The sequence below is a fragment of the Nonomuraea sp. NPDC003804 genome, from assembly GCF_040610675.1.
Lineage (GTDB): Bacteria > Actinomycetota > Actinomycetes > Streptosporangiales > Streptosporangiaceae > Nonomuraea.
The window spans coordinates 245,112-259,471 of record NZ_JBEXMT010000002.1 but is presented as its reverse complement, the minus strand read 5'-3'; the positions used below and the strand labels follow the sequence as shown (position 1 = coordinate 259,471).

Annotated in this window: 14 protein-coding genes and 1 pseudogene; 5 read left to right on the top strand and 10 right to left on the bottom strand. The window is 71.9% G+C overall.

From position 1 onward, the window contains the following. Window positions 1–98: 98 nt before the first annotated feature. Window positions 99–737: a DUF1707 domain-containing protein gene (locus ABZX22_RS03475; RefSeq protein ID WP_354905742.1), complete on the bottom strand. Its 639-nt coding sequence runs from the start codon at window positions 735–737 to the stop codon at window positions 99–101. A gap of 75 nt (window positions 738–812) precedes the next feature. On the opposite strand from ABZX22_RS03475, the gene ABZX22_RS03470 reads away from it, so the two are divergent. Next, on the top strand, window positions 813–1,718 hold the full coding sequence (locus tag ABZX22_RS03470; protein ID WP_354905741.1) for an ABC transporter ATP-binding protein: 906 nt from the start codon (window positions 813–815) through the stop codon (window positions 1,716–1,718). Then, the gene (locus tag ABZX22_RS03465) at window positions 1,718–2,479 is read left to right on the top strand and encodes an ABC transporter permease (protein ID WP_354905740.1); all 762 of its coding nucleotides are present in this window, start codon (window positions 1,718–1,720) and stop codon (window positions 2,477–2,479) included. Before ABZX22_RS03470 ends, ABZX22_RS03465 begins: the two co-directional genes overlap by 1 nt. A 97-nt stretch (window positions 2,480–2,576) precedes the next feature. Here the strand turns inward: ABZX22_RS03465 and ABZX22_RS03460 are convergent. Further along, window positions 2,577–2,735 (bottom strand): annotated as a pseudogene (locus ABZX22_RS03460) (aldo/keto reductase); the annotation flags it as partial. Window positions 2,736–2,859: 124 nt separating this feature from the next. Between ABZX22_RS03460 and ABZX22_RS03455 the strand changes: the two are divergent. Next, complete coding sequence (locus tag ABZX22_RS03455; protein ID WP_354905738.1) at window positions 2,860–3,558, top strand: DUF998 domain-containing protein; 699 nt, start codon at window positions 2,860–2,862, stop codon at window positions 3,556–3,558. A gap of 140 nt (window positions 3,559–3,698) precedes the next feature. Here the strand turns inward: ABZX22_RS03455 and ABZX22_RS03450 are convergent, their stop codons facing one another. After that, window positions 3,699–4,295: a TetR/AcrR family transcriptional regulator gene (locus tag ABZX22_RS03450; protein WP_354905736.1), complete on the bottom strand. Its 597-nt coding sequence runs from the start codon at window positions 4,293–4,295 to the stop codon at window positions 3,699–3,701. A gap of 137 nt (window positions 4,296–4,432) precedes the next feature. On the opposite strand from ABZX22_RS03450, the gene ABZX22_RS03445 reads away from it, so the two are divergent. Then, window positions 4,433–5,596, top strand: a complete 1,164-nt coding sequence (locus ABZX22_RS03445; RefSeq protein WP_354905734.1) for an MFS transporter — start codon at window positions 4,433–4,435, stop codon at window positions 5,594–5,596. An 89-nt stretch (window positions 5,597–5,685) separates the two neighbouring features. On the opposite strand, the gene iolD is transcribed toward ABZX22_RS03445, so the two are convergent. Genes iolD through ABZX22_RS03410 form a run of 7 tightly spaced genes read right to left on the bottom strand, consistent with a single transcriptional unit; the run spans window position 5,686 to window position 13,260 of the window. Beyond that, window positions 5,686–7,494 (bottom strand): 3D-(3,5/4)-trihydroxycyclohexane-1,2-dione acylhydrolase (decyclizing), encoded by a 1,809-nt coding sequence (gene iolD / locus ABZX22_RS03440; protein ID WP_354905733.1) that lies wholly within the window; start codon window positions 7,492–7,494, stop codon window positions 5,686–5,688. Beyond that, a complete protein-coding gene (iolB, locus tag ABZX22_RS03435; protein ID WP_354905732.1) occupies window positions 7,494–8,309 on the bottom strand; it encodes a 5-deoxy-glucuronate isomerase in 816 nt (271 codons plus the stop codon). Before iolB ends, iolD begins: the two co-directional genes overlap by 1 nt. After that, entirely contained in the window at window positions 8,306–9,169 is an 864-nt protein-coding gene (locus tag ABZX22_RS03430; protein ID WP_354905730.1) for a deoxyribose-phosphate aldolase, read from the bottom strand. The genes iolB and ABZX22_RS03430 overlap by 4 nt, the downstream gene beginning before the upstream one ends. Next, window positions 9,162–10,088, bottom strand: coding sequence for a 5-dehydro-2-deoxygluconokinase (iolC, locus tag ABZX22_RS03425; protein WP_354905728.1), 927 nt, complete (start codon window positions 10,086–10,088; stop codon window positions 9,162–9,164). The genes ABZX22_RS03430 and iolC overlap by 8 nt, the downstream gene beginning before the upstream one ends. Beyond that, complete coding sequence (locus ABZX22_RS03420; protein WP_354905727.1) at window positions 10,085–10,936, bottom strand: TIM barrel protein; 852 nt, start codon at window positions 10,934–10,936, stop codon at window positions 10,085–10,087. Before ABZX22_RS03420 ends, iolC begins: the two co-directional genes overlap by 4 nt. Then, the gene (locus tag ABZX22_RS03415) at window positions 10,933–11,871 is read right to left on the bottom strand and encodes a Gfo/Idh/MocA family oxidoreductase (protein WP_354905725.1); all 939 of its coding nucleotides are present in this window, start codon (window positions 11,869–11,871) and stop codon (window positions 10,933–10,935) included. The genes ABZX22_RS03420 and ABZX22_RS03415 overlap by 4 nt, the downstream gene beginning before the upstream one ends. A 42-nt stretch (window positions 11,872–11,913) precedes the next feature. Further along, complete coding sequence (locus ABZX22_RS03410; protein ID WP_354905723.1) at window positions 11,914–13,260, bottom strand: PLP-dependent aminotransferase family protein; 1,347 nt, start codon at window positions 13,258–13,260, stop codon at window positions 11,914–11,916. A gap of 67 nt (window positions 13,261–13,327) precedes the next feature. Here ABZX22_RS03410 and ABZX22_RS03405 point away from each other — a divergent pair, with 67 nt between their 5' ends. Beyond that, window positions 13,328–14,215 carry a DMT family transporter gene (locus ABZX22_RS03405; protein ID WP_354905721.1) on the top strand — a complete coding sequence of 296 codons (888 nt, stop codon included), beginning with the start codon at window positions 13,328–13,330 and terminating at the stop codon, window positions 14,213–14,215. The last annotated feature ends 145 nt before the right edge of the window (window positions 14,216–14,360 follow it).

The window sequence follows — 14,360 nt, the reverse complement described above, 5'->3', positions numbered from 1 at the left end:
GCGGGGTCCGGCGCGTCGGGGTCCGGCGCGGTGCGGGGTGGGGTGCGGGTTCCGGTGCCGCGGGGTGCGGCGCGGTGCGGGGGCAGGCGCGGCGCGCCTCAGCGGCGGCGCTTGCGCTTGGGCGGCTCCTTGACCTTGACTTCGCCCAGGAAGTTGGACGTGCGCACCTCGATCACCGGGCAGTCGGGGTCGGCCTGCTCGCGCGTCAGCCGTACCGTCTTGTCCTTCGTCACCCGGATGACCTCGACGCCTTCGGGGACGTGGATCTCCAGCCCGCCGAACATCAGCGTCGCGTTGATGACCACCCGCCGGTTCTGCATGATCGCGTCGCGCAGGTCGAGCTTGGTCGTCCCGAACATCGCCGTCACGGGCAGCTCGGCGGGCACCACCCACCGCCCTTCGCGCTGCTCCTGCTTGAAGATCGCCGAGACCGGCCGCCCGTCCAGCCTGAACGGCTGCTCGGCGTCGGGCAGCAGATCAGCGGTCAGCGCGGCGAGCTCGCCCAGCGTGCGCGCGTTGTAGAGCGCGGTCAGCCGTTCCTCGAACTCGTCCATGCCGAGCCGCCCGTCGGCGACCGCCTCGTTCAGCACCTGCGCCACACGGTCGCGATCGTCGTCGGAGGCGCGGAGCTCGTGCGGTCGCGGTCCTTCGGTCGATTTCGGCCGCCGGGCCGAGACGAACTCCTCGGCCAGCCGCTCACCGACCTCCTGCAGGCGGGGAAGCCAACGCTCGTTCACACTTCGACGATAACCCTCCGGAACGGTGTCGCGGTCCCCCGGATTCTGTCGGTGGCGTTGCTTATCGTGGCGTTCATGCACGCGATCGTGTTGCGCGGGGTGACCAAGCGCTATCCCGAGGTCACCGCTGTCGACGGGCTCGATCTGGAGGTGCCCGAGGGCATCTGCCTGGGCCTGCTGGGTCCCAACGGGGCGGGCAAGTCCACCACGATGCGCCTGCTCACCGCGCAGTCGCTGGCCGACGAGGGCGAGATCCACGTGCTCGGCCTGCGCCTGCCGGAGGAGTCCAAGCGGGCGCGGGCGCTCATGGGTGTCGTGCCGCAGCTCGACAACCTCGACGAGGAGCTCACGGCCAGGGAGAACCTGGAGGTGTTCGCCCACCTCTACCGCGTCCCCCGCCCGCGACGCCGCGCGGCCGTCGATCGGGCGCTGGAGATCGCCCAGCTCACCGACAGGGCCGCCACCCGCACGGTCAACCTGTCCGGCGGCATGCGCAGGCGGCTGCTCATCGCGCGCGGCCTGGTCCACCAGCCCAGGCTGGTCCTGCTCGACGAGCCGACCGTGGGCCTCGATCCGCAGGTGCGCCAGGAGCTGTGGTCGTTGATCGTACGGCTGCGCGACGAGGGCGTCACGACGCTGATGTCCACTCACTACATCGAGGAGGCCGAGCGCCTGGCCGACGACTGCGCGCTGATGTCGCACGGCCGCGTCGTGGCCAGGGGCTCGCCCGAGGAGCTGATCAAGGAGCACGCCGGCGCCGAGGTCGCCGAGCACCACGCCTCGCCGCCGCGCCAGGCCGAGATCGCCGCGCTGGCCGCCGCGGCGGGCGTCCCGACCAGGAGGACGGGCCCGTCCATCTCGGTGCTGAAGGCCGACCAGCTGCCCCGCTCGCTGGAGGCGGAGCTGGGCGTGCCCACCGTCAGGCGTCCCGCCAACCTGGAGGACGTCTTCGTCGTGCTGACCGGGGAGGCGGTCGAGTGATGATGGAGTTCGCCCCCGTGCGGGCCGTCTGGCGGCGCGAGCTGGCCCTCTACCGCCGCTACTGGGCCTCGACCTCGTTCGCCGCGATGACCGAGCCGACCATCTACCTCCTGGCCTTCGGCTACGGCTTCGGCTCGGTGGTCGGCGCCCTCTACGGCTACGACTACCGCTACTTCGTCGCGACCGGCGTCGTGGCGACGGCGGTGCTGTTCATCGGCGCCTTCGGCGGCATGTTCAACACCTTCATCCGCCGCACGTTCCAGCACACCTACGACGCGATGCTGGCGGCGCCGGTCGACGTCAAGGAGCTGGTGACGGCGGAGGCCTCGTGGCTGGCCGCCAAGGCGGGCGTGTACGGCTGCGCGCCCCTGCTGGTCGGCATCGCCTTCGGCCTCGAACCGAGCTGGGGCATGCTGCTCGTGCCGTTCATCGGGTTCCTGACCGGGCTGCTGTTCGCGCTGTTCGGGGTGTGGGTGTCGGCGATCGTCCCGTCGATCAACACCTTCGACTACGTCATCACCGGTGCGCTGACGCCGATGTTCATGGTGGCGGGCACGTTCTTCCCGGTGACCCAGCTGCCGGGCTGGGTGGCGACGGCGGCCCAGCTCAACCCGCTCTACCACTGTGTCGAGCTGGTGCGTGGGGCGGTGTTCGGCCGGCTCGGGGTGGACGATCTCGGGCATACGGCGGTGCTCGTGGCCTACGCCGCGCTCATGTGGTCGCTGGCGGTGTGGAAGATGCGCGCCCGCCTGATCGACTGACCCCGCTGGTCCTGGCCGGCCGCCCCGGGTATCAGACGGGGGTGGCCGTATCCGGGGTCAGACGAGGGTGGCAGCCAGACGGGGTGGCGGCCAGACGGTCGGAGGTGTCGACGAAGTTCACACCGAGCTCGACCGCGCGCCTGAGCACGGCCAGGGCATTCGCACGGTCGGCCGGACCGTGCCAGATCGCCGCATCCGCCAGCCGCATCGCGCCGAAACCGATGCGGGTCACGTCAAGGTCGCCACCGATGTTCATGATCTCTCCTTCAAAAGTTCTTGAACGCTCATGAATGTAGCAGAGTCTCTTGAGAGTTCAAGGACTGGGAATCGATCTACCCTTCCGTCCGTTACACCGGCACCACCCAGGGAAAGGAGCGGTCGTGGAGGGACCCGCGCGGGCAGGGCTTGCCACGGTGACGGCGGGCGCCGTCGTCATCGCCGGACTGGACGTCGCCTACCTCGGCGAGATCAACCCGCTCCGGCGGACGATCAGTGAGCACGGCCTCGGCGACCAGGCCTGGGTGTTCGGGCTCGGGGTGGCACTGCTGGCCCTCGGTTCCCTGGCGATCGGGATCACGCTGCTGCGCCGGAGGCTGGCGGGCGCGCCGGGTCTCGTCGCGCTCCTCGGCTGGAGCCTCGGACTGCTGGTGGTGGCATGGTTCCCGAAGCACGACTGGTCGGTCGGACCGAGCCTGAGCGGGAGCATCCATCGGGCCGGCAGCCTGGTCGCGTTCCTGTGCCTGCCGGTGGCGGCGATGCTGATCGCGCGGACGTGGCGGCGGCATCCCCGGGCGGCGCTGGCGGCGTTCGTGCTGGGCGGCGCCTCGCTGGTGTGGGTGGCGGGGATCGTCACGATGATCGCGATCGGTAACAGCTCGGGCCTCGCGTGGTGGCAGGTGATGCCGCTCGGGCTGGTCGAGCGCGGGCTGGCGGCCACCGAGGTGGGCGCGCTGGTCGCGCTGGGCGTGTGGGCGGCCACCAGGGCGGTGGCGAACAGCCCCGCCACCGCCGCGCCGCACGGCCCCGCGTCTCACCCCGGCGGCGACACCACCACCAGGCCGACAAGGGTCCCCCGGTAACCGGACCGGCCGCCGCAGGTACCCCTGACAATCCGAACGCGGCCGACACGGGTGCCGGTTACCGGGCCCGGCCGACACGGGTGCCGGTCACCGGGCCCGGTCGTACCGCCCGATCCGCTACAGGCCGGGAGAGGCCGAGGTCACCGGGCCTTCAGGCGGTCGATCACGTCCTCGACGTATCCCCGGAAGATCGTCGCCATGTCGACCTGGTCGGGGTCGATCAGCCACTGCGTCTGCAGGCCGTCCATCATGGCGATCGCGCGGTCGGCGTGGGCCTCCGCGTCGAGGTCGGCGCGGAACTCGCCGCTGTCGACCGCGCGCCGCAGCGAGTCGGCCAGCGACTGCCGCAGCCGCCGGTACCGGTCGCGGGCCCAGGTGTGCCCCGGGTGGTCGGCCGTGACCGCCTCCCCGCTGATCACCGAGAACAGCTGGACCAGGCCGGGCACCCTGGAGTTGTAGTCGACCACGTCGGCCAGCGCCCGCAGCGCCGCCGCCCCGCTCGCCTCCCCGAGGTCGAACCTGCGTGTATCGACCTCGTCGCGATACTCCAGAACGGCGACGAGCAGCAGTTCCTTGCTCTTGAAGTGGTGGAGCAGCCCGGCCTGGGTGAGTTCGGCCCGCTCGGCGATCCTGGCGAGCGAGGCCCCGCGATAGCCGTATTCGGCGAACTCCTGGAGGGCGAGGGCGAGGATGCGCTCGCGCCGCGCCTCGCCTGCGGCATATCCCCGTCGACGCACCCGGACACCCTAACAGGATCACGAAACAGCCAAAAACCTACTGACTACTTGGTATTGCCGGCAGGCTCTAGCGCGGAGGGCCGACAGAGGACTAACCTGACGCAGCCTCATGTTTCCCCCCGAACAGGGAGGTATCGGTGCGTCACCGCCAGGCCAGAACGGCCACCTTCGCGGTCTTCGCCGTCCAGGGTCTGAGCTTCGCGACGCTCCTGACCCAGGTCGCCACCTTGCAGGACAAGCACGGCCTCAGCGAGGGCGACCTGACCCTCTTGCTGCTCGTGGTGCCGGTGCTGGCGGGGGCGGGCAGCGTCGCGGCGGGTGCCCTCGCCGCCCGCAGGGGAAGCAGGTGGCTGCTGCGGCTGTCCCAGCCCGCCGTCGCCGTGTCCGTGGTGGCCGCCGGGCTCGCCGCCGAGATCCCGCACCTGCTCGCCGCGCTCGCGCTGTTCGGGCTGGCGGTGGGCGCGGTCGACGCGGGCATGAACATGCAGGGCGTGGCCGTCGAGCGCCTGTACGGCCGGGCGGTACTGAACGGCTTCCACGCGGCGTGGAGCGCGTCGAGCCTGGCCGGGGCGCTGTGGGTGGCGCTGGCCAACGGGCTCGGTCTCACCCTGCCCGTGATGATGGCCATCCCGATGGCGGTCGCCGTCGTGGGCTCCCTCCTCGCCGCGCCCCGCCTGTGCACGATCGCGGAGGAGAAGGCCCCGGCGCAGGCCAAGGGCGGCGCGCCGGGCGGGGTCCGGTGGGGGCCGATCCTGCCGCTGTGCCTCGCGATGGGCTTCCTGTACGTCGGGGACGCCGCCGTCTCCAACTTCCACGGCGTGTTCATGGAGAACATCCTGGCCGCGAGCGCGAGCGTGGCACCCCTGGCATACGGGGCCTACCAGGGGGCCACCCTCCTCGTCCGGCTCGGCGGCGACCTCACCGTGCGACGGTACGGCCCGGCGGCCATCGTGCGCATCGGCGGTGCGATCGCGACGATCGGGTTCGCCGGAGTGGTGTTCGCCCCCTCCCAGCCGCTGGCGATCGTGGCGTTCGGGCTGACGGGGATGGGGCTGGCGGTGGTGGCGCCGCAGTCGTTCTCCGCGGCCGGGCGGCTGGACCCGGCGGGCACCGGGGTGGCGATCGCGCGGGTCAACCTGTTCAACTACGTCGGGTTCATCGTGGGAGCGGCGCTGGTGGGCGGGATCGCCGACTCCTCGGACATGCGGGTGGCGTTCGGGGCGCCGCTGGTGCTGGCGGGGGCGATCGTGGTGCTGGCCCGGGGCTTCGAGCCGCGCGTCACCGCCCAGCCGGTGGCCTGACGGGATGTGGACAGCGCGTACCAGCCAGACCATGAGGGCGGTGTCGGCCTTTCGACCTCGACCCGGTCGGGGTGGGGGAAAGGGCTCGGCTACAGGTAGGGGTGCTGGGTGCGTTTGGCTTCCCGGTACCGGTCGTAGATCTCGCCCGGCTCCTCGGCGACCGGCACGTCCCACCACGCCCCCGACGGCGGCGCCGACGCGCCCGGCAGCGTCTCCACGTACACCACCGTCGTCCTGGCCGTCTCCCGCGCCTTGGCCAGCGCCGACCGCAGCGACTCCCGGTCGTCGGCCCTGAGCACGTCGGCGCCCAGGCTGGCCGCGTTGGCCGCCAGGTCGACCGGCAGGTAGGCCCCGTCGAGCTGCCCGGAGGGGCCGCGCATGCGGTAGGCGGTGCCCAGCCGCCGCGCCCCGACGGACTCCGACAGGTTGCCGATGGAGGCGAAGCCGTGGTTGTCCACCAGGACGATGACCAGCTTCACCTCCTCCTGGATCGCGGTGGCGATCTCCTGCGCCATCATCAGGTACGACCCGTCGCCGACCAGCACGAACACCTCGCGCGCCGGCGCGGCGAGCTTCACGCCGAGCCCGCCGGCGATCTCGTATCCCATGCAGGAGTAGCCGTACTCGACGTGGTACCCCTTCGGGTCGCGGGGCCGCCACAGCCGGTGGAGGTCGCCTGGCATCGAGCCGGCCGCGTTCACCACCACGTCGGTCGGCTGCATCGCCGACCACAGGTCTTCCAGCACCGCCTCCTGGGTGAGGGAGTCGCCGGCGCGGACGGAGGACCACCAGGACGCGGCCAGGGCACCCGCCTGCGCGGTCCACTCGGGAGCGGCGCGCCAGTCGTCGGCCGCCAGCGCTTCGAGAGCCGAGCGGGCGTCGGCGACGAGCATGGTCGCGGCGTTCTTGGCCGCGTCGAAGGCCATCACGTTGATGTTGAGGAAGCGCGCCCCGCCGAACAGCGTGCGGGAGGCCGTGGTGAAGTCGCTGTACCTGGTGCCGATGCCGATGACGAGGTCGGCGGTGCGGGCCAGCTCGTTGGCGGCGGCCGTACCCGTGTGTCCGATGGCGCCGACGGCCAGGGGCGAGTCCCACGCCATCGCGCCCTTGCCTGCCTGTGTCTCGGCGACGGGAACGCCGTGCTCGGCGGCGAAGGCGCGCAGCGCTTCGGTGGCGCCACTGTAGATCACACCGCCGCCGGCCACGATGAGCGGCCGGGAGGAGGAGCGCAGCAGCTCGGCCGCGCGGGCCAGCGCCGCGGGTTCGGGGGCGGGGCGGGCCACGTGCCAGACGCGCCGCTCGAAGAGCGCGGCGGGCCAGTCGTAGGCCTCCGCCTGCACGTCCTGGGGGAGCGCGAGGGTGACGGCGCCGGTCTCGGCCGGGTCGGTGAGCACCCGCATGGCCTGCATGAGCGCGGAGGGAAGCTGCTCCGGCCGGTTGATCCTGTCGAAGTAGCGTGAGACGGGCTTGAAGGCGTCGTTGACGCTGACGTCGAGGGAGCGCGGGTCCTCCAGCTCCTGCAGCACCGGGTTGGCCGCCCTGGTGGCGAAGATGTCGCCGGGCAGCAGCAGCACGGGAAGACGGTTGACGGTGGCCAGCGCGGCGCCTGTCACCATGTTCGTCGCGCCGGGACCGATGGAGGAGGTGCAGGCGAAAGTGGACAGCCGGTCGCGCATCCGGGCGAACCCGGCGGCCGTGTGGACCATCGCCTGCTCGTTGCGGGCCAGGTAGTACGGCAGCGGCACGTCCTGCGTCGCCAGGGCCTGGCCGATCCCGGCCACGTTGCCGTGCCCGAAGATCCCGAAGCAGCCCTCGACGAGCCGGTGCTCGACGCCGTCGCGCTCGGAGTACTGCTGGGCCAGGAAGCGCACCAGCGCCTGCGCCACGGTGAGTCTCATCAGTTCCTCCCGAACGGGAGCCGGGGGTCGGCCGGCTGCTGCTCCCACGTGCCGCGGATCCAGGCGTGGCGGGGGTCGTCGCAGAAGGCCATCGAGCGTTCCTCGGCCGGGCCCGCCAGCACGTTGAGGTAGTACAGGTCGTAGCCGGGGGCGGCCATCGAGGGGCCGTGGTAGCCGCGCGGCACCAGGACGACGTCGCCCGACGACACCTCGGCGAGCACCTCGTGACCGCCGTAGACGCGCTGGTAGCCGGGCCCGCCCTCGAAGTAGTAGATCTCCTCCAGCACCGCCTCGCGCTCGGAGGCGGTGTCGTGCTTGTGCGGCGGGTAGGACGACCAGTTGCCCTCGGGTGTGAGCACCTCGACGGAGACGAGCTTGTCGCATGCGAAGGCGTCGGGCGCGCAGAAGTTGTTGACCTGCCGGGAGGCGTGTCCCGCGCCGCGGATCTCGACGGGGACCTTCTCGGCGGGGCCGTACCGGACGGGGAAGCGCCGGGTGGCGACCGCGGACGGCAGCGCGAACCGGCCCTCGCCGACGATCCTGACCTCGGCGTTGATGGGCAGGTAGGCGAAGTCGGTGACGGAGGCGAAGACCGAGCGGCGCCCCTGGAGCGCCACCCGCACGCCGTCGGCCTCCACCATGCACGAACCGGACAGCGGCAGTACCAGCATCTCCTCCGAATCCGTCGTGAAGGAGACGGTCTCCCCCGACAGGTTCAGCGTGCGCAGCCCGGAGTAGGTCCACCCGGCGGTGTCCGGGGTGATCTCCAGTGCCCACGGCGAGCGAGCGGTGCTGCCTGCCGGGATGAACGTCATGAGTCCTCCAGCATCGCGACGGCGTTGTCGACGGCGGCGGCCACGTCGTCGTCGGGCGGGTAGAGCAGCGCGCGGCCGACCACGAGCCCCCGCACGCCGGGCAGCTTCAGCGCCTTGCGCCAGGCGGCGTAGGCCAGGTCGGGCGTGTCGCCGGGGTCGCCGCCGAGCAGCAGCGTCGGCAGCGTGGTCGCCTGCATGACGCGCTCCATGTCCTCGACGACGGGGATCTTCAGCCAGGTGCGGGCCGAGGTGGTGCCGAGCGCCTGGCCGACGTTGATCGCCCTGATGACGCCCTCGGGGGTCAGGTCGTGCCCCGAGCGCCGCGACCAGAACGGCTCGACCATGGCGACCAGCCCCTCCCCGGCCAGCTCGCTCACCGCCTGCGAGCAGGCCGCCAGCGTGGCCGCGGTGTCCTGCTCGTCGACGGCGATCCTGCACAGCATCTTGCCGCCGTCGAGCCGCATGCGCACGATCGCGGCCGTGTCGTAGGCCGTGAATCTGTCGTCGAACTCGAAGACCGCGCCCTGGATGCCGCCGCGGTTCATCGAACCGATGACCACCTTGTCGTCGAGTTCACCGAGCAGCAGCAGGTCCTCGACGATGTCGGGGGTGGCGAGCAGGCCGTCCACGCCGGGTCTGGCCAGCGCGGTGCGCAGCCGGTCGAGCAGCTCGATCCGGCTGCCCATGGCCAGCGGCCTGCCGCCGACGCCGAGCGCTCCGCGCGCGGGATGGTCGGCCGCGATGATCATGAGCTGGTCGCGCTCGCCGAGCAGCGGCCTGCGCCTGCGGACGGCCGCCGCCTGCGCCACCCGCTCGGGATGGCGGGCTCTGATCTCCCTGATCCGCTGGTAGTCACCCATGCGCGAGCACCTCCTCGACGGTGGGCATGGCGGGGGCGCAGGCCAGCCGTCCCGCCACGATCGCGCCCGCCGTGTTGGCGAAGCGCAGCGTGCGTTCCAGCGGCCAGCCCGCCAGCAGGCCGTGGCAGAGGGCGCCGCCGAACGCGTCGCCCGCGCCGAGGCCGTTGACGACCTCGACCTCGACGGGCGGGACCTCGACGCGCTCGGCGGCGGTCATGCCGATCACGCCCTCGCTCCCCCGTTTGATCACCGCCAGTTCGACGCCGGCATCCAGCAGGATCCGGCCCGCCTTGTCGGGGTCGCGGGTGCCGGTGGCCACCTCGACCTCGTCCACGTTGCCCACGGCCACGGTGACGTGGGCGAGGGCCCGGCGGACCTGAGGCATGGCGTCCTGGGACGAGGCCCAGAACATCGGCCGGTAGTCCAGGTCGAGCACGGTGTGGACGGCGCGCCCGCGCGCCCGCCACGCGGCGAAGTGGGCGGCGCGGGAGGGCTCCTCCGACAGCCCCGTGACCGTCGACCAGAACAACCTGGCCGTCCGCACCGCGTCGAGCGGCAGCTCCTCCGGGCGTATCACCAGGTCGGGAGCCTTGGGGTAGCGGTAGAAGTACAGCGGGAAGTCCTCGGGCGGCCGGATCTCGCAGAACGTCACGGGCGTCGGCAGCCCTTCCACCTCCGTCACGAACGAGTCGTCCACGCCGTAGGAGCGCAGCGCGTCGTGGATGAAGGCGCCGAACGGGTCGGCGCCCGTCCTGGTGATCACCGCGGCCCGCTCGCCGAGCCTGGCGGCGGCCACGGCGACGTTGGTCGGCGATCCGCCGAGGTACTTGCCGAACGTCTCGACCTCGCGCAACGACACCCCGACCTGAAGGGGGTAGACGTCGACCCCGACCCGTCCCATCGTCAGGACGTCGATCATGCGAGGCCGCCCAGGTAGGCGATGCTCTGCCGGATCCCGTCGCGCGGGTCGTCGCGGTCGCCCGTGAGCACCACGTCCTGCTCCATGACGTACCAGCCGGAGTAGCCGCTCGTCTCCAGCGCCGCCACGATGCCCGCGATGTCGACGTCCCCCTGGCCGAGCGGGCGGTAGATCCCGGTCCGCACCGCCTGCGTGTAGGTGAGGGTGCCGTTGCTGACCTGCTCGGCGAGGCCGGCGTCGACGTCCTTCAGATGCACGTGCGCGATCCGCCCCGGGTCGCGACGGACCAGTTCGAGCGGATCGGTGCCGCCGATCAGCAGGTGACCGGTGTCCAGGCACAGCGGTACGGCGGAGCCGTCCACCACCCTGTCGACCTCCTCGCGCGTCTCGACCATGGTGCCCACGTGCGGGTGCAGGGTGACCGGGTGGTCGAACGCGCGCGCCTCGGCGGTGATGCGGTCCAGGTTCTCCAGCAGCGTCTTCCATCCGGCGGCGTCGAGGTCGGGGCGCTGGTCGTAGCCGCCGCCCCCGCTGTCGGCGGCCAGCACCATGACGTCGACGCCGCCCTCGGCGAAGTCGCGCATCCTGGCCCGCAGGCCCGGGACCGGATCGTGCTCCGGGTCGTGCAGGACGACCGGCAGGAACCCGCCGGCGGCGTGCAGGCCGTACTCCTCCAGCAGCGCCTTGCGGTGCGTGGGCGAGGGCGGCAGGAAGCCGTCGGGGCCGAGCTCGGTGGCGGTCAGGCCGAGCTCGCGCATCTCGGTGAGCACCCGCTCGCGGTCCAGCTGGTGCCCCCATTCGGGTACCTCGCACACACCCCACGAGATCGGCGCTCCGGCGATCCTCATCGGCTGACCTCCTCGACGGCGACGACGCGGCCTTCCCTGCGCGACTTCTCGGCGGCCTCCGCGATGTACAGCGCCGCGAGCGCGTCCTCGATGGTGCACGGGCTCGTGTCGCTGGTGAGGAAGCCGTCGATCTCCGCCACGTAGGCCGCGCGGAAGCGGGTGACGAAGTCGGGCCATGGCTCGCCGGGCGGCTGCAGGCCCTCCGCGCTGGTCAGCGGGGCACGCGGGTCCAGGCCGACGACCTGCGTGCGGCGGGTGCCGGCCAGTTCCATCCGCACGTCGTAGCCCGCTCCGTTGTAACGGGAGCCCTGGAGGGTGACCAGGGTGCCGTCGTCCAGCGTGAGCAGGGCCGCGCTGGTGTCCACGTCGCCCGCCTCCCTGAAGAATTCGGCACCCCTGTTGGCGCCGGTGGCGTACACGGTGGCCACCTCCCGGCCCGTCACCCAGCGCAGGATGTCGAAGTCGTGGATGTGGCAGTCCCTGTAGATGCCCCCTGACATGGGGATGTACTCGGCGGGCGGAGGCGCGGGATCGGCGGTCAGCAGGTGGACCCTGTGCAGGTCGCCGAGTTCTCCCGTGCGCAGCGCGGTGGCGGCCGCGACGTAGCCGGGGTCGAACCGGCGCTGGAAGCCGATCTGGACCCTGTTGCCCTCCGCGGCCGCCAACACCTTCAGCGTCTCCTCGACCGTGGGAGCGACCGGCTTCTCGCAGAAGACCGGGATCCCGAGGCGGCAGGCCTTGATCAGCAGATCGGCGTGGGTACTGGTGGGCGTGGCGATGACCAGCGCGTCCGCCTCGAACGGGTCGCCCTCCCTGCCGTAGGGAGAGCTGCGCACCGGATCCCACACGATCAGGTCGTCCACCAGCGGGTGCGCGGTCAGGGTCGCGGCGTGGAATGCCCCGATTCTTCCTAAACCGAGCAGACCGACACGCATGACGCCTCCCAGGAGTCGGGGATTGGATCCCTTTCTAGCCTTCTATCCCTTTCTTTGTCCAGACATTCTTACCTTTACTCGTCGTACCACGTCAGCGGCGTGATGAGCGGGCAGGCGGGCGAAGCCGATGACGATCGCGGGCGACCCTCCGGCGAAGCGCATCGGCCCGACGGGCTCGGCGGACAGCCCCTCCGCCTCGGCCGCGGCCACCACCTCCCGCTCGTCCCAGTGCTCGGGCAGGCCGACGAAGACGTGCAACCCCGCCTCGATGCCGCCGACGCTCACCTCGGGCAGGTGCTCGGCCAGCGCCCTGGCCAGGGCGTCACGCCGCTTCCTGTACTCCCTGCGCATCCGGCGCAGGTTGCGGTCGTAGCCGCCCGACCGCAGGAAGTGGGCCAGGGCGTACTGCTCGACGACGGGAGAGCCGAGGTCGAACTCGGCCCTGGCCCGCCGTACGGCGTCGGCCAGGTCCAGGGGGGCGGCGATCCAGCCCAGCCGCAGCCCCGGAGCCAGCGACTTGCTGACGCTGCCCGACAGGATCACCCGGTCGGGCGCGAGGCCCTGCAGGCAGCCCACGGGGTCGCGGTCGAACCTGAACTCGGCGTCGTAGTCGTCCTCCAGCACCATGCCGCCCCACTCCATCAGCGCGGCCCTGCGCGCGGGCGAGAGCACGACGCCCGTCGGGTACTGGTGCGCGGGCGTCACCAGGACGGCCGCCACCCCGTCCAGGGCGGTGACGTCGAGGCCCTCGGCGTCGACCGGGATCGGCACCAGCTCGGAGCCCGACCTCCTGAGCAGCGGCACCTGGCGGTGGCTCGTCGGGTCCTCGACGCCGAGCCTGGGGCCGTTCAGCACGTGCAGGATCAGGCTCAGCCCCTGGGCCACCCCGCCGACGATCACCAGGTTGTCGGCGGTGACGTCGGCGGCGCGCACCCGCTTGAGGTAGGAGGCCAGCTCCTCGCGCAGCTCGATCACGCCGCCGGGATCGCAGTAGTCGAAGGCGTCGCCGGGCACCGTGGTCAGCACGTGCTTGACCGCGGCCAGCCAGCGTTCGCGGGGGAAGGCGCTCAGGTCGGGCGAGGTCGGCCGGTGCCCGTAGTAGGGGGCGCGCTCCCGCACGGCGACCGGCTCGGGCTCCCTGCGGGCGGTCGCGGCGACCACGGTGCCCGCGCCGACCCTGGCCAGCAGGAAGCCCTCGGCGACGAGCTGCTCGTAGGCCTCGACCACGACGCCCCTCGACAGGCCCAGGTCGGCGGCCAGTTCCCTGCTGGCGGGCAGCCGGGTGCCGGGTTCGAGCCGGCCCTGCCGGATGGACTCGCGCAGGTGCCCCGCGATCTGCGCGGAGATCGCCCCCAGATCCCGATTTATCGGTATATGAAGGTCGGCCAATTGGTCCCCGCTTTCACCGCATCATTGGACTGTCTGGGCGAACCATTCGATTCCTAGCATGCCGTACATGAGAAACGGCGTCATCGGAGCAGCCTCCGCCATGTTCCTCGTCGGCACGCTCGCCGCGGTCTCCGGAGTGATCCAGGACTACCCGGTGTACGGCGGGCAGGCCGTCCGCTACCTGGCCGCGGCGGTCATCCTGCTGGCCGCCACGCGCATGGCGGGCCACCGCTTCGTCAAGCTCACCGCGCGGGAGACGCTGCTGCTCATCGGCCTGTCGGTGTTCGGCCTGGTCATCTTCAACGTGTGTGTCATCGAGGCCACCAGGCATGCGGGTCCTGCCCTTCCCGGCACGGTGCTGGGCACCGTGCCGCTCGTCCTGGCACTGGCCGGCGGGCGGCCGGCGCCGCGGCTGCTGGTGGGCGCGGGGGTCGTGGTGGCGGGCGCCACGCTGGCCGCGGGTCTCGGCAGCGGCGACCTGCCAGGGCTGCTGTGGTCCCTGGGCGCGCTCGTGGGGGAGGTCAGCTTCTCCATGCTGGCCATCCCCCTCCTGCCGAAGCTCGGCGCGATGCGCGTCTCGGCCTACTCGACGGCGCTGGCCGTCCCCTTGCTGGCCGTGATCGGGCTGGTCGTGGAGGGCCCCGCCATGCTGCGGACGCCCACCCTCGCCGAGGGGCTCGGCTTCGCCTACCTCGCGGTGGTCGTGACGACGATCGCCTTCTTCCTGTGGTACTCCTCGCTCCCCAAGCTGGGCCCCGGCAGGGCAGGGCTGTTCGCCGGGCTCATCCCGGTCGGCGCGATCGTCACGGGGCTCGCACTCGGCGTCGCGGTGCCGACCACGCCCGACCTGCTGGGGGCGACGCTGGTCATCGCCGGGATCGTGGTGGGGCTCAGTGGTGGCGCCAGGTACGCCGATGCGGGTGGTGTTCCCCTGCCGGCCACTGGCCGCTCCTGATGCCCGTCAGCACGATGGCGACGACGGCGAGGCCGAGGGCTCCGGCCATGAGGAGCGCGAATCCGAGCACGAAGAAAATGGGCACATCCATGACGTCCTCCTCCCTCAAGCGTTCGGCGGAGCGGCCCCACAGGACACCTCTTTG

Bases quoted from the DNA above. Each gene is read 5' to 3' on its own strand.
- ABZX22_RS03470 (WP_354905741.1), top strand. From the start codon at position 813: ATGCACGCGATCGTGTTGCGCGGGGTGACCAAGCGCTATCCCGAGGTC.
- ABZX22_RS03465 (WP_354905740.1), top strand. From the start codon at position 1,718: ATGATGGAGTTCGCCCCCGTGCGGGCCGTCTGGCGGCGCGAGCTGGCC.
- iolD (WP_354905733.1), bottom strand. From the start codon at position 7,494: ATGAGACTCACCGTGGCGCAGGCGCTGGTGCGCTTCCTGGCCCAGCAG.
- iolB (WP_354905732.1), bottom strand. From the start codon at position 8,309: ATGACGTTCATCCCGGCAGGCAGCACCGCTCGCTCGCCGTGGGCACTG.
- ABZX22_RS03430 (WP_354905730.1), bottom strand. From the start codon at position 9,169: ATGGGTGACTACCAGCGGATCAGGGAGATCAGAGCCCGCCATCCCGAG.
- iolC (WP_354905728.1), bottom strand. From the start codon at position 10,088: ATGATCGACGTCCTGACGATGGGACGGGTCGGGGTCGACGTCTACCCC.
- ABZX22_RS03420 (WP_354905727.1), bottom strand. From the start codon at position 10,936: ATGAGGATCGCCGGAGCGCCGATCTCGTGGGGTGTGTGCGAGGTACCC.
- ABZX22_RS03415 (WP_354905725.1), bottom strand. From the start codon at position 11,871: ATGCGTGTCGGTCTGCTCGGTTTAGGAAGAATCGGGGCATTCCACGCC.
- ABZX22_RS03405 (WP_354905721.1), top strand. From the start codon at position 13,328: ATGAGAAACGGCGTCATCGGAGCAGCCTCCGCCATGTTCCTCGTCGGC.